Annotated in this window: 10 protein-coding genes; all 10 read right to left on the bottom strand. The window is 57.1% G+C overall.

Annotated elements, in window-relative coordinates:
• Positions 1–69: 69 nt before the first annotated feature.
• The 10 genes from RFER_RS20650 to RFER_RS20700 all read right to left on the bottom strand — a co-directional run bounded on the left by RFER_RS20650 (position 70) and on the right by RFER_RS20700 (position 15,045).
• Positions 70–690 (bottom strand): NapC/NirT family cytochrome c, encoded by a 621-nt coding sequence (locus tag RFER_RS20650; RefSeq protein WP_011466336.1) that lies wholly within the window; start codon positions 688–690, stop codon positions 70–72.
• A 136-nt stretch (positions 691–826) separates the two neighbouring features.
• Positions 827–1,156, bottom strand: a complete 330-nt coding sequence (locus tag RFER_RS20655) for a c-type cytochrome (RefSeq protein WP_011466337.1) — start codon at positions 1,154–1,156, stop codon at positions 827–829.
• Positions 1,157–1,413: 257 nt separating this feature from the next.
• Complete coding sequence (locus RFER_RS20660) at positions 1,414–1,827, bottom strand: ComEA family DNA-binding protein (protein ID WP_011466338.1); 414 nt, start codon at positions 1,825–1,827, stop codon at positions 1,414–1,416.
• A 112-nt stretch (positions 1,828–1,939) separates the two neighbouring features.
• Positions 1,940–4,597 carry an OmcA/MtrC family decaheme c-type cytochrome gene (locus RFER_RS20665; protein WP_011466339.1) on the bottom strand — a complete coding sequence of 886 codons (2,658 nt, stop codon included), beginning with the start codon at positions 4,595–4,597 and terminating at the stop codon, positions 1,940–1,942.
• A gap of 311 nt (positions 4,598–4,908) precedes the next feature.
• Positions 4,909–7,551, bottom strand: coding sequence for an OmcA/MtrC family decaheme c-type cytochrome (locus tag RFER_RS20670; RefSeq protein WP_166485769.1), 2,643 nt, complete (start codon positions 7,549–7,551; stop codon positions 4,909–4,911).
• Between the two features lie 602 nt (positions 7,552–8,153).
• Positions 8,154–10,274, bottom strand: a complete 2,121-nt coding sequence (locus RFER_RS20675; RefSeq protein WP_011466341.1) for an MtrB/PioB family decaheme-associated outer membrane protein — start codon at positions 10,272–10,274, stop codon at positions 8,154–8,156.
• A 16-nt stretch (positions 10,275–10,290) separates the two neighbouring features.
• Entirely contained in the window at positions 10,291–11,214 is a 924-nt protein-coding gene (locus tag RFER_RS20680) for a DmsE family decaheme c-type cytochrome (protein WP_011466342.1), read from the bottom strand.
• 103 nt (positions 11,215–11,317) lie between these two features.
• Positions 11,318–13,798, bottom strand: coding sequence for an OmcA/MtrC family decaheme c-type cytochrome (locus tag RFER_RS20685; RefSeq protein ID WP_011466343.1), 2,481 nt, complete (start codon positions 13,796–13,798; stop codon positions 11,318–11,320).
• A gap of 128 nt (positions 13,799–13,926) precedes the next feature.
• On the bottom strand, positions 13,927–14,535 hold the full coding sequence (locus RFER_RS24745; protein ID WP_011466344.1) for a c-type cytochrome: 609 nt from the start codon (positions 14,533–14,535) through the stop codon (positions 13,927–13,929).
• A 165-nt stretch (positions 14,536–14,700) separates the two neighbouring features.
• Positions 14,701–15,045 (bottom strand): c-type cytochrome, encoded by a 345-nt coding sequence (locus RFER_RS20700; RefSeq protein WP_011466345.1) that lies wholly within the window; start codon positions 15,043–15,045, stop codon positions 14,701–14,703.
• Between the last annotated feature and the right edge of the window lie 182 nt (positions 15,046–15,227).

The following is a 15,227-nucleotide window of genomic DNA, read 5'->3' on the forward strand; positions in this document are numbered from 1 at the left end:
CTGACCCTACTCCTCTGATACGCGCGATGCTGATGCAACTGCGTGGAAATCGTCGTTATATTGCTTGCTTTAGAAAATGGCGCTTCTGGGGATGAAGCTCTTGTCAACTTCAATTTCCTGTGGTCCCGGGCCCTCGGGCACAGTGTGAGCAATACCGTAATGGCAGTCAATACAGGTCATCTTTTCCTTCTTGGCCCTGGCATGGCGGGCTTGTGCCACTGGTGTCTGCTTTGTCGGATCCATCTTGGCTTCGTTATGGCAAAAGCGGCATTCGCGCGAGTCGTTGCCTTTCATGTAAGTCCAAACGCGCGTTGCCATCATCGGGCGCGCGGCGTTGAACTTGTCTTTGGTGTCCACTGCATGCGTGACGTGGTGACTCCACAAGTCATTGAGCGCACCCATTTTGGCAATGTACAAAGGAACCGGGGAGTGCGGCACGTGGCAGTCTGAGCAGATGGCGCGCACACCCGTGCGGTTTTTGTCGTGAATCGTGTCGCGATACTCAAGGGTATTGTTGTCAGCCATTTCGTGGCAATTGGTGGCACAAAAGGCCTCCGTGCCGGTATAGATCATGCTGGTACCAAAGAGGCTCAACCCGACTATGCCCATGGCAAACCCGACAAATAGCACCACAATGGCCCTTTTGCGCGAGACCATTCTTCGCACCTTTGCGATTACTCTGTTAGGCATGTAGCACTCCTCAAGGAAAACACGTATCAGCGTCGCTGATGACCCACGAACAACCGCAAGAGACAACGCTCAACCGGACTCAGCCCCCGCACCGGGGCATTCAAGACCCCGGGGGAGCCCTCAACTGGTCAGACTATTAAAGCGACAAAATCCATTGCACCAGATTCTTTTGCTCGGCAACATCGCTTGATTTGACTTTGGAATGTTCTTCTTTGACACCGTCGATCTCGATCATCGGACCCGTGGTGATATGCGTAAGCAGCTTGGCTTCGGCATCGGCCTTGCCCTTGTACTTCTTGGCGACTTCCTTGTACGCCGGGCCGTCCTTCTTTTTGTCGACGGAGTGGCATTTGGTGCAGTTGCTCTTCTTCAGCAGCGCTTGCGCTGCATCTGCGTCGGGTGCGGCGTAAGCAAACGAAGCAGTCATCAAACCGCCGGCCAGAAATAATGTTGTCAGAAGCTTCATTTTGATAATCCTTCAAAGAAAAAAACGACGTGGTAATTTGCCACCCAAATGACTCTATGGCTTCGAGCGGCACAGCGGCCAAGAGCCCAAACTTGAGGTCGGATTCAATTCGTCCATTCGAAATTGCAGACCTCTTCCAGAACTAATTTTGCTAATCTTGACTCAAATCGGACCAGGTGGCAAGTAGCCGCAACATGCCCATCATCTGCCTGTTCATTTCTGATTGAGATTGGCTACAAATAAAGACAGGTGCCCTGCTATTTCTTTTTGATGTAGAGCTCCGCGTTCTTAACTGCGTCCTTGTTCGGCTGCTTGGCAATAACCTGCTGTCTCAGTCCTTCGTAAACTGCCGCGTCGATGATGTTGTGACTCACCAACCAAGCCTTGCTGCCGTAAGGTCGGCCAGCGATGATCTTGGCAGCTTGCGCGTCGCTGATGCCAGGGAGCTTTTTCAGTTCCGCAGCGCTGGCGCTGTTGATGTCAACCAGTTTGATTTTGGGCGCGACCTTGGGTTTGGCATCAGCGCCGCTCTTGACGCTTTTGGTGGTCGCCTGCGCTTTGCTGGCGGCTTGCTGCGGCGCGACAGCTTTGGTGTCTGCAGCCGTGCATACGCTGGCGGACAACAGCAGAGTGAGGGAGATGAGGGTGGTTTTGGCGATGCTGAATTTCATGAAAATCGTTCCTTGATTTATCTTGGTGCTTGCTAGTGTATTGGAGAAAACTTAAAAAACCCCGGAGGCATTGCTGCCTCCGGGGTTCTTGGTAAGTGCAGCGTGGGGCTGCTTAGTTCATGTGAACAACCTTGATGTCGGCCACCTTGCCGGTACCATGGCAGACCGTGCAGGATTCGACTTTGGCGAAGCCCTGTGAGCGGTCGGTGGTCTTGCTAACAGAAACGGCTGAAACCAAGCCGTAAATGGTGCCGCCGTTGAGTTGCATGTGCGCGACCGCTGTCTTGCTGTCGTGGCAACCGAAGCAGGACGATGTCACCGGTGATGTCACCAGATTGCCAAGCGGTAAAGTACCTGTAGTGGAATAGTTCGCCTGTCCTGCGCCCAATGTGGTAACCCATGGTGAGAGTCCGATCGAAGGAGCCGACGTAGGATTGCTCATGTCGGTCTTTGCCTCAGTGGTCCACAACAGGTTAGGCAACGCCGCAGCATTGGCCGAGGCACTGAAGTCATAGCTACCAGCCACGTGGCACTGTTCACACTTGTTCAGCACACCAGGATAAGTAACTTCCTGGAAGCCGTTCGGGTTCGCGGCGGTTGCTTCGTAGGTGAACGCTTGTTCCCGCTTGCCTGACGCGTGGATGGAGTGAATCAGGTTCTTGCCGCTGACTGACCAGCCACCGCCAAAATTATTCGCCGCCCCGGTATGGCCGGTCGAATTGTTGGGGGTGTGGCACATTACGCAGCCAGCGCCGTTGTTACGGGCACCGCTGTGGAAGGACGGAGCGACACCCAATTGGCCGTGGCAGCTATTGCACTTATCACCATCGACCACGGCGCGACGAGCGGTGTAACCGGTTGCAGTCATCATGGCGAACTTGGGCTCGCGCAGGCGGATGCCCTTCGGATAGGCTGCATTGTTCAACTGAACAAAACCGTTGTAGTTGATGCCCAGGCCGGCCGTAACCATCTTGGCGTTGTCCGGAATGATCTTGTTCACCACCACGGTGTACCAGCCATCTGCAGCGGGAGCACCTTGCGTTGCCACGATGTCGCTGACATGCACGGATTGGCTTGCATTCCAGTCGACCACTGTGCTGCCATCCGCTGGTTGACCATCCTGCGGTACACCGTAGGCCAAATAGATGTCCGGTGTGCCGTCAACACCGGTAATCAAATTACCCGTGGTATTCAAAGTCACTGGCGCACCGTCTTTCAGGACACGGTAAACGACAGTGGCTTTTTTGGCGCCTGCGGCACCGGCAACCGTGACCGATTTGATTTCAAGACCAATCTTGTAGACACCGGCTGGCAGATTCAGTTGCGAAGCCAGCGGGATCGACGGACCTTGGCCCGACGGGAAACCGGGGGTGGGCACGTTATCTGCAGTGTTCAACGGATAACCACCACGGCCATTCGCGCCGGTCGGATCAACCGTCACGTGGTAGACCGAAGCGATCGAACTTGCGTCGTGGCAAAGTGCACACAGCTTGTCGTCAGCCTTGGCACCGCCAATGTGGTTGGCACCCGTGGCAAAGTTGACATTGTCATGGCACGAGCCGCACGCAACCAGATTCGGGACATTCTTCCAGTTGTCGCCTTGCGCCGTCTTGTTCTTGGCCGTAGCGGAACCATCATGGCACTTGACGCAGTTGGTGATCGGTTGTGGGTAGCCGATTTCGTTGAACAGGACGTTGGCGTAGTTGTAGCCGGTCTTGGTCAACTCTTTGCCCTTATGAAGTGCGTGCACGAACATCGGGAAATTACCGACTGCCTTGTCGTTGATCCGGTACGTGCTGCCAGAATAGCCGGTAGATGTGGTGGCTGCTTCAGCGTTGCTGTACTTGCGCTGGTCACTGTGGCAGACCACGCAATACCGGGTGTCAACACGACCACCGCCATGAAACGCCAGCTTGCTGTGGCATTGGTTGCATGAGGCAATCGCCACAATTTCGCGCTGCGTGTCGGTGTCAGTGACGACCTTGCCGGAGGCAGGGATGAAGTCATAAATGACGTTCAGCGGGTTCTTCATGGCAACCCCTGGGGTCACCTGAACGGCATCGGCCGTGTTGGTGCCGGTTCCAGGCGCATTGCCCGAAAGCTGCAGCACCAGACGGTGGGTCAGAGTCGGATCGTAGGTCAAGTCGCCCAGGTCGGCGGCCTTGTTGGCGCCGGTCAGGGTGAGCGCCGCAACCACATCCTTGGCCTTGGTGATATCTCGGTAGAAGGTGTATTTGTAGCTACCGTCACCGTTGTCTACCAGCGTGCCGGTGTTGTCGGTGGTGGGTTTGCTGGCGGTGATAGCGGCGGTTGATGTCTCTACGGTGGTCACGTTGTAGCTGACCCACTTGCTGGGGCTGCCGTTGGCCGCTGGTACCAATTTGGCCAATGCGAACGCCAGGTTGGGATAACTTGCGAACTTTGCAGTAGCGCTCTTGGAGGTGCTACCCAGACCGATGACGGGGGCGCCAGTGGCATCAGTCACCTTGAAGCTGACGACCGGCGGGCTGGCGATGGTAACGCCAGTGACGACACCGGTAAAATTGGCATCCGCCCACTGTGCAGGCGTAAGGGCTGCGACACTGACTGTGGGAACGGCAGGTGTGCCAGCGGGGCCAGTCGCCCCGGCAGGTCCGGTCGCGCCGGCCGGGCCAGCAGCGCCATCGCTACCACCGCAACCAGCAATGGCAGCCGCGAGCAAGCCCGCCGCAGCGAACTTGAGCCAATGCGGCCCCGCTCTTTTTTGACTTGAAAGTTCAGAATATTTCACTGAGAACTCCTTAACGTTGATACAAACTTCATTCCGTGTTTACACATCTTTACGTGCGTATGCGTTTGTACTACTTTAGAAAGAGTTTGGCGCAGTGAACAAAGTGAGTTATTTGCGCTAGGTCAAGCGCAACATATATCACTTCATCCTTATTTGTATTGTTTCCGAATGAATTGGCAAGGGTCGTTTTTGCGACCCAGCCAGGCAAAAAATAACCCGGGTACGTCGCCGTATCCGGGTTGTTTTCTTGAGTCCGACTGTCGGGGCACTTTGCTCAGTACCCCAACTCGGCCTGTCTCAGAATGCGTGGATCATTTGTGAACGACCGCGGCATCAAACTCCTTGCCAGCACTGTGACACACGGCGCACGATTCACCCGCCGTGTTTGCTGCAGTGCGTAGCACCAGGATCTGACCGCCGTTCAGGGTCATGTGGGCCTGGGCTGTGGCCGCGTCATGGCAGCTGACGCAGGCGGCAGTGAACGGGGTCGTCACCTTGTCGTACACATTCGGCTGTTTGAGAGCGTTCACCGCGTCGGTCGTGGTCGTGTTCGCCGCAGCAATGTTTGCCTCAAATGAACTCACCAGCGTGTTGGCCGGAACCGTGCTGTAAGTACCGGCTTTGTGGCAGGACTCGCAGTTGTTCAGAATGCCCGGGAAGCCGATTTCGTTGCCGTCGATCAATGTGATCGCGCCGCTTTGTGTACCAGCAGTCAAGTTTACCGAGGCCCCGCGATTGCGTGCAATGGCGATCGGGTTGGTACGGTCCTTGCCAGCATGGATACCGTGAATCATGTCCTTGAAGTTATTGGAGACCTGCGGGAATCCCAAAGCGCCGTTCACCGCGGTCTTGACAACACCCCAAGCCGTCAGGATGGCATCTTCTGCAGTCGTGAACTTCCAGTTGGCAAGCGTGACGTCTGGTATACCCCGGCCGCTGGTGACCAAGCCAGGGTTGTGGCAAACGAGACAGACCACAATGCCTTCAGAGCCAAGACCGATGTTGCGGTTGCCGCCGTGTCCTTCAAACACCTCGTGACAGTTGCCGCACTTGTTAGGCTCCACCACAGAACGGCGTGCTGCGTCGGTACCCACCATCTTCACGACCGACAGGGTGTGGCGAGCGGCTGCAGGCGCAACCTGGGTGAAATAACCTTGCAGTGCCACCGTACGAAGTACCGCACCGGTGGGGAAGACATTGGCAGTACCAACGATGGTTGCGGTGTAGTACCCGCTGGTGTCAGGACCGGCCAAGGTGCCCACAGTGGTGGCCTTGGCTGTGTCCAGCAAGCTGGCGATCGACACGCTGACTGGCTGGGCGTTACTTTGGCCATTGCCCAGGTTGTTGTAGTCGATCGGCGTGGTGACACCATCCTGCGTCTTTGCATAGGCCAGCAAGAAGCCTGGCGCACCGGTGAAGCCCGTCAACGGATTGGCCATGCCTGCGGCTGGGGCCAAGAAGGTAACTGGCGTTCCGTCGGCGGTAATCTTGAACACGACCGTGACGCTGGTCGCAGTGGCGGCGGCGGACTTGATTTCGTATTTGAAATTCTTCAGTCCGACCGGAACGGTCGGGTTATGCGGCGATGCATTTTCGGCAGCGTGGTAGGTCGGAATGGTTACTGCATCATGGCACAACACGCATTGGGCGTTATTGGCCTTGGCACCACCAACGTGACCGGTCTGTGTGGTTCCAATTGCGACTTTGGCTGCAAGATCCTTGGCCTTGTCAGCCAGTGTTGCCCCGGTGCCAGTGGCAAAGTTGATGCCGTCATGGCAGGCGCCGCAAGCGAGAAGGCTGGGCACGCTCTTCCAGTTGTCGCCATTGGCAGTCTTGATCGCCGCGGTCGCAGAACCGTCGTGGCAGGTCGTGCAATTATTGACATTCTGCGGGAAGGTGACTTCATTGAACAGCATGGCGCCGCCATTGGCGTTGTAGTTGTAGCCTTGCTTGACCAGTCCGTTACCCATGTGCAGTTTATGCAGGAAGTTGGGCAGGTTACCGACAGCCCGGCCATTGACAACCGCTTGCTCGGCACGTTTCTGCTGCGTTGTACCCGTTATGCCACCAGTCAAGGTGAAGCCGCTGGCAGGCGCCTCCATGCTGAACGAGTATCTGATCTGGTCAGTGTGGCAGGTCACGCAATAGTTGGGATCCTTGCGGCTGCCATGCGCCAGAACTTGGCCCTGGTGGCAGGAACTGCAGGAATCGATTTTGACGATGTCGCGCGAGGCGGTCACCGCCGCGCCATCGGGCCGGAAGTTGTACACGGCGTTTGCGGTGTTGACCATATTGACTGAAGCGGGTGCTCCGGTGCTGTTGGCGGTCGGATTGTTGCTGCCCGTGCCAGGAGCGGCACCGCCGAGTTGAATCCCCAGACGATGAGTCAGGGTCGGGTCATAGCTCAGGTCGCCCAGGTCAGCTTTCTTGGAAAGACCATCAGCCGTGTCCGTTAGGCCGGCGACGAGGTCCTTGACCTTGGTGACGTCGCGGAAGAAGGTGTATTGGTAGCTGCCGTCACCGTTATCGACCAGGGTGCCCTGTGTGTCGGTGGTTGGGTAGGTGCCGCACCAGGTGGCTGCGGCAGTGGCCGTCTTGTTGCACGAAGCAGTGGCGGCAATGGTGCCTCCCTGCTCTGCGACGGTGACGGGCCTGATAACGTTGTAGCTGACCCATTTGCTGGGGTCGCCATTGGTGCCGGGCACCAGTTTGGCCAAGGTGAAGCCCAGATTGGTCAGTCCCTTGACGGTGGCGGTTGAACTTTGGGAGTAGTTGGCAAGGCCCACGATCGCTTTACCAGCCGCATCCTTGACGGTGAACTTGACAACCGGGGCGCTGTTGATGGTGACGCTGGTCACCGTGACCTGGGGCGCAAGCGATTGCCAGGCGGCTGCAGCTGCAGGCGTTGCCGCAGTGGTGTTGCTACCGACATTCACCAGGGCAGTGAGGTCCACGCCAGGGGCACCAGGAGCACCAGGGGCGCCAGGGGCACCAGTTGCACCGGGGGCACCATCGCTGCCACCACCGCAACCTGCAATGGCGACGGCTAGCAAGCTCGCTGACGCGAACTTGAGCCAGGTCGACCGTAGTCGACTTCTACTAGACAAATCAGGGTATTTCACTGAGGACTCCTTAACGTTAATGCCACATTGACACATGCTTTATAAAACTTTACATGTGGAAGCGTTTGTACCATTGCACGTGCCGTTCGTCTATCAAGGAGTGATGGGATGTTTGTCTTAGATCAAGCGCAATGCTGTTACAACTTGGCACATTCGACTAAGCGCTGCAGTCGTGTACTACTGAACCAGCAGTTAGGGCGCCTGTCAGAATTTTTGCGTGTGAGGCATGACATTTCCGCAATGGAGTTTTTATGCCTCGCAACCTCAACAAGTTCGCAGTCAGCGGCAAAGCGGCCTTGCTAGATTGGCCAGAGGCTTGTCCTGATACCCAGCAATGGACAGGCGATTCTTGCTGTGCCAAATGACGAAAGGCACATGTTCCCGGGTGGCCAGGCGCGGATCCCCCGGGGAAAATTCTAACCCGCTCAAGCGGGCTACTTCAACAGATAGATATAAGTGACGCCGATAAAACTGACGGTTTGGTTCGGATTTTGTGTCACCGTTGTGCCGTCTGAATATGCGAACTGCGCGCCGTTATTGTCCCAAGCCCAGTCATTCACGCTAACGCGCTGGTGCACCAGATCAACACGTACCGAAGAGCCTTTCTCTAGCTCGTACTTGCCGAACAATTTCAGCGCGGTCTGGCGATAGACCACATCTGGCAAACCCCCGCTGCTCACGAGCGTTTGCTTGTAGACACTTTTGTCATCTACGTAGGACAGGTTGCCACCGACCAGGAGCTTGCTGGCAAGTTTGCCAGTGAAGCCAAGACCAACACCGGTGTTCGTGTTGTCAAAAGCAATCACGTAACCAGCAGGGTGCGACTGATTCAAAGTTTGCAGGCCCTGGGACACATAGCCGTTCAAGGCCCATTTGTCAGACAACGCGTAGCCCCAATCAACGCTGAATTGATTCATGCGGGTATCGTGCAAACCGTAAGTGCTGGGCGTACTGAACTTGTCTTTACCTTCTTCAGCGCTGAACTGAAGGCTCAACTTCTCGCTGGGCTGCCAGTCGGCAAACAACTTGATCTTGTCGCGCTGGCGATCGGCCAGTGTCGGCATGAAGATGGCGCTGGACAGGCTGGTGGCGGGGTCGGCAACCTCGGTGACTCCTGTCGCACTGCTGCTGCCCTGCAACCAGTTTGAGCCGTCACGTTTGCTGCTGGACACACTGATCGCACCGCTCAAGTCATTTGTCAACCGGCGGCGCAGCTCTGCACGCACGCCCGTCTCCGTCGTCTCCTGGCGCAGTGGGATGAAGCCCGACACCGCACTGGTCGCGGTGAAGGCGCCGCGATCAATGGATTCGTAGTCTGCACCCAGGGTGCCGCGATAGTCACTGGTGAATTGCCAGCTGGCCTGCAGCTTGCCCTTGATCTTCTTGCTGGAAAGATCGCGGTTGGTGGCGGACACGGCAGTTGCACCCGCACCAGCGACGTTGTAGTTGGCAAGCGGCGTCTGGTCGTCCTTGTCTTCATAGCGCAGATCGGCCAGCAACGAGAGCTTGGGTATCGGGCGCGAGGTAATACCAATTTTGGCCATCGTCGTATTCACCTGAGCACCAAGATTCGCGACGCCTGCAGGGCCAATCAGACCGGCGCCGGCAAAGTCAGCGTTCTGTGTGGCTTGGGCGTAACCCAGCTTAAATGAGCCGTGTGTGGTGCCGGTGAAGTCGTAGCTGCCACTCAGGTCGAGTTGATGCGCCTGGTTGTCTGGCGCCAGAGCCAGTGAATTCAGCACTGGCGTGGTGGTGCTGGCGAAGCCACCCAAATTCGGCTGAAGCGCGGCGTTGTCATTGCGGTAGAACGAGCCATAGTAGCCGACGCTGAAACGCAGCTTTTCCAACGCATAACTCAAGCGGGCTTCGACCTGACTGTGGTTGGCGTTGATGGGCTCGGGCAGCATCAGCACGCCAGAACCCAGCGCGGTGTTGCACGACCCCGTGATCAGGGGGGAGCAGATCTGGCCGAGACCGAACAGCCGCGCACCCTCTTTATTTTCGGTCTTCAGATCGACTGCAAATTGAAGCCTTGGCGAGATGATCTTGGTGAACCCGAGCCCCAGGCTGGTTCGCTTGGTCTTCAAGTCAAGTTCGGCCCCCGTACCTTGAGGCACAACGACCACCTGCGGTGTCGTCGAACCGGCGCCAAGCAGGCCGGTATTAACCCTATTTGGATCGTAGTGAACCAACTCACCATAGTCGGCGGTGAACTTCCAGCTACCCGGATTCTTCCAGACCAAGCCCAGCTCACGCGTGTCGCCCAGCAGGTTCGAACCCGTAAATTGGACCCAGCTAGAGGTCTCTGGTTTGCGCAGGCTGTAGTCGATGTCCAGCATGCCGACGGCGCTTTGATCGCGCAAACCGTTGTATTGGCGAAACAGCGCCCGGTCGGCGTTGGAGCCGTCGACCGCGCCGAGGCCAACACTTATCGTGGTTTGTGCGGCGCTGGCAGCGTCATCCTCGGCCTGGGCCTGAACGGGGGCGAAAGCGGCACACACTGCCAAGGCAAGCGCGGTGCGCTGAAAGCGAAATGATGTAACGATACTGGTCATGATTGCTCTCCGTACATCAGCGCATCAAGAGCTGTGGGGTCGGGTTGGTGGTCGACGGATTATTGGAACCGTGAACCTGCGTGTGGCAGTTCAGGCAGCTACGGCCCTGCCAGATGGTGACAGAGTTCTGGCTGCGAGTGGCGCTCGTGAGCTGGCCAGGAATCGGGCCATCGCCGGTTTGGGCGTGCGGCGTGTGGCATTGCTGGCACAGCAAGGGCGGACGGGCCTTGAGCATGGACGCAACGGTTGTACCGTGAGCATTGTGGCAGTTGGAGCAGTCTTCGGTGACGGGTTCATGCGAATGCACGAACGGGCCGCGCTTTTCGGCGTGGCAGGTGTAGCAGGTGTCGTTGATACTGTCGCGCTTGACCAGCTTGGGGCCGGCCGATCCATGCGGGTTATGACAATCCGAGCAGCTCATTTTGCCCTCTGGCACCGGGTGGTGCGAAGGCCGGTTCATCTGTGTGCGTTGCTCCTTGTGGCAGGTGTAGCAGACATCGGTTTGGGTGGCCTTGGACAGCACCTTGTCGCTGTTGGCATGGATCTTGTGGCAGGAATTGCAGGCAACGTCAGCGGCATCGTGCTGGCTGCCGCCCCACAACGCGCGCTTGGCGTCCTTGTTGTGGCAGGTCAGGCAGGCCGCGTTGCGCTCGCTCGCAGGCGTGGTCGACTTCTTGGTGAACATCCGGTCGGGATGGGGCCGCTCGGCGACGCCGGCTGGCTTCTTGGCATGGGTCGGACTCGGGCCGTGGCAGCTGATGCAATCCGGCGCGCGTTTGTCAGCGGTGAAGCCGTGCGCGGACCTGCTCATGTCTGGCAGGTCTTCTTCGTCGTGACAGGTCACGCACAACGCCGCCCCGACGGGCTCGGCGCTCCAGGCTGAACCGAGCAACCCGAACAAACTGAGGCCAACGACGGCCATTAAACGCTTAATTCGCATCCCAAACCCCTTCAAAAACTTGCTCTGACTCACGACACTGCGCCGAAGGTCCTAACGATCAAAACAGCAGGAGAAGCTTGTGACAAGCCTCTCCTGCTCATGGCTATTTCTGACCGTGGACGGTGTCCACGCTCTTGACGCCGCCGCTCGCATGGCAATCGTCGCAGGACTCGCGCGGCATGGCAACGGCTGCTTGCGACTTGTCGCCGAACGTTGCACCACCAAATTTGGTGACGTGCGCGATGGCCGCGTTAGAGTCGTGACAGGACGTGCAGGTGGCCGCCTTGGGCGAGATAACCTTCCAGAGGTTCGGATCTGTCACGCCGGCGTCCTTCTGAACGACAGCACCCAGCGTGCCCATATCGGTCTTGTAGGAGTTGTTCACGTGGCAGGCGTTGCAGTTGAGCGTAGCGTCTGGATAGGCAACCTCAGCGGCATAGTTTTCAACATCAGTCGCAAACGTCAGGGTGCCATCGCAAGCAGCTTTGGCAATGTCGCTGGTATTGGCGGGGTTGCAGAATGCTCCGACCACCTTGTTGCCATGCGTGAACGGATAAATGCGCTTGGAGTTGCCATGGATGCCGTGGATCATGCGCTTGAACTGGTAGGACTCATTGAGCGCCATGCCATTGGTCATGATGGTTGAGGACATCCGGTTCGCGTCATGGCAGACCACACAGGCTTCAACGGTGTTGCGGGCACCTCCGTGGAAGGCATTGGCGAGCGTATTCGATCCGGAAGTGGTCCCCAGCGCGCCGTGGCAAACGTTGCACTTGTCATTGGAGACAACGGTGCGGCGCGGCAGCAAGGCACCCGTCAGCGCGAGTTCCTTGTAGGCGTGCTGCACCACCGTGTTCACCAGCACCGTTGGCACCACCTCGGGCCGAGGATTGGTCCCGGACGTCGCTGCCAGCATGTGTTCCTTGACCTGCCCAATACTGACGACGCGGGCCGTGCCTTTCGCAACCGCAGTGGCGGTGTCGTCGGGGACGGGAATGCTCACCGTATAGTGGTTGCTGCCGTCATTGGTGCCCTGGTACGCGTAGGCATTGGCGCTACTGCCGCCATTGTTGTAGGCCGAGAACTCGGTCGTGCCATCTGACTGGCCAACCATATTCTGGAAGGCGAGATAGAAGCGGAGGTTGCCGAACTTGGTCGTGTTGGCACAAGCGATGGCGGGGGCAGTGCCGGTGCATTCCGACGTCACCAGGTTGTACGCAGCATTACCATTCGTGGGATCTGAGAGGAAGTACTCGACGGTCACGCTACGGGTTTTGTGGTCAGCCGTATCGTTAAAGGCGACGCTCTCAATGTTCATCTTGTACTTGGCGGCATTCACCTCGACCTGGTTAAAGTGCACGCTTTCTGCAGAGACAACCGAGCCCGCGCTATGACAATTGGCGCACTGCTGGTTCGTTAACGCGTTGGCTTGCGCCCCGGCCCCGACGAGGGTACCGGCAATGAGCTTATGGCTGATTTCCCAAGCCGATCCCACATTGCTGACGTGACAGGTCAGGCATGCCTCCTTGCTCGGCTTCGTCTTCCAGTTGTCACCCTGCGGGGTCTTGGGGTTGGCACCGGAATGGCACACCGTGCAGTTGCGCAGGTCTTGCGGAAAACCGACATCGGCGTAGCTGTTCATGCTGTTTTGGTAGCCCCAGATTGTGTAGTCCTCGCCCGCGGCCATTAGCCGCTTGCCAGCGTGGATCTTGTGGACCATGGTGGCCAGATTCAGGACGTTGCCACTGTTGGCGTCGGTGGTGCCGGGGTTGTGGCACATCACGCAGAACTGCGTGTCGACGCGTCCGCCACCATGCAAGGCCAGCTTGCCGTGGCAATTGTTACAGGACGCGACGTCTGTCATCTTGCGGGTTTTGGCCGGGTCAGTCACCGGGACAGACTTGCCATCGGCACCGATGGTGAAGTCGAAGTAAGGGTTGACCAGAACCGTCTCACCCTTGGCATTCTTGTAGCTCAGCTGGATGGCGACGCGATGCGTCAACGCGGGCTCGAAGACCACCCCATTGGTCTGGGCGACGTCCTTGATGTCGGTCTTGAAGGTGTAGGTGTAATAGCCGTCGGCGTTGTAAACCAACTGGGCTGCCAGCAGTGCAGCGTCGGTTTGCTTGCCGTCGGTTGTGGCCTGCATGGCTGTAGCGAGCACAGGCGCACCGGGCGTCCCCGGGCCGACCCCAGCTGTTGCAGTCTCTTTGCGATAGATGTAATTCACCCACTGGTCCGGGTTGCCATTGGCACCGGGCACAAGCTTGGCAATGGCAAAGCTCACGTTGGTGATGACCAAACCGGTTTTGACCGCGCCGTCAGAAAACACCGTGAAGTTGACCTTGGGCGGGCTGTTGACTGTGACGACCGGTACACCGGCTGCCTGCACCGCAGTGAAGGGCGCAGCGGAATTTATCGCCGTGTCGTTGGCCGCTAATGCGCTCGCCGTTGCGATGGCGCTATTGACCGCGGCTGAAGACGGCGGCTGCACATTGCCCCCATCACCGCCACCACCACCGCAACCGGCCATGGCAACCACCACCGAGCAAGCCATGCCCCATCGTACTAATAATTGTTTCATTTTTTCTCCGTCGGTTGCCCTATAAACGGTATCGCACGACCCGTTGGAAGCTGTTTAAACGGCACTGCCGCTTCTCTGCGATTCAATCTCGCCAAACATTCTTGTATTTTTGTAAAGTGGGGCAGATGTTACTGCGAAAGAATCCAATCAGACAGATTCTTCAGTTCTTTCTGATCCTTGGTATCGATGATCTTGTGCTCTTCCTCGCTACCGTCGTCAAGCTTGATCTTGGGTGCGGTCGTAATATTCGTGATGACTTTTTCTTGACCATCAGCCTTGCCCCTGTACTTGGCTGCAATCTTTTGCAGGGATGGACCTGTTTTGCTTTTATCAACCGAATGGCACTTGTTGCAACTATTTCGCTTGAACAATGCTTGTGCCGCATCGGCATCCGCAGGTACAGCAGTAGGTACAGCAGTAGGTACAGCAGTAGGTACAGCAGTAGGTACAGCAGTAGGTACAGCAGTAGGTACAGCAGTAGGTACAGCAGTAGGTACAGCAGTAGGTACAGCAGTGGGTACAGCGGCGGTGACTTTGGCGGCGGTTGTTGCGGCAGCGGCATCGGCGGCTTTGGCGGCGGTCTTTGCGGCGGCATCATTTGCCGTCACTGCGTTAGCACTCACGGCAACGGGCGAAGATGCAGGCCTCTCACTGCTGCCAACATTGCTATCGCTGCAGCCCGCTGCTGAAGCCAACACCAGCCAGACTGCGGCCGATTGAACCGACAAGTGCTTCATTTTTTCTCCATCATGTTCCCGTAAAACGACATAACGCTAACCGCTGTAAGCGATTAGCGTTATGGATCCGTCTTCTTCAGTAGTGATTGATTTTTTCCGGATCAACCCCTGCCGTCGAAAGATTTACTCGTCCGATGATCGACCCGATCACGGGACCAAGAAGGGTTACTGCGAGAGAATCCAGTCGGCCACATTCTTGAGCGCGGCTGGGTCTTTGGAGTCAATGATCTTGTGCTCTTCTTCAGAGCCATCGTCAAGCTTGACCTTGGGTCCCGTCGTTATGTTCTTGATGACTTTTTCCTGGCCGTCCGCTTTGCCTTTGTACTTGGCCGCGATCTTCTTCAAAGACGGACCTTTTTTGGTTTTATCAACTGAATGGCACTTGGTGCAATCATTCTTCTTGAAAAGTGCTTGCGCGGCGTCGGCGTCAACGGCGGCATGAGCCGGGGCCACACTGGCAAATGCCAACATAAGCGACGCACTGACGATGGTGAGAGTGGATTTAAACATTCAAAAGCTCCTAAAAAAATAACACGAGACTTGACGGGTGAATTTGAGCATTCGGCCGCTCATCATGTCAAGGGACAGAATTGAAATTTGACCACCGATCCGCCGGAACATGACTTGCATCAAATCAAACTGGATCAGACCAGCGCATGTGTAAGCATGGGTAAGACCTGGGCGACCCAAGA

It is taken from the genome of Rhodoferax ferrireducens T118 (genome assembly GCF_000013605.1).
Classification (GTDB): Bacteria; Pseudomonadota; Gammaproteobacteria; order Burkholderiales; family Burkholderiaceae_C; genus Rhodoferax; species Rhodoferax ferrireducens.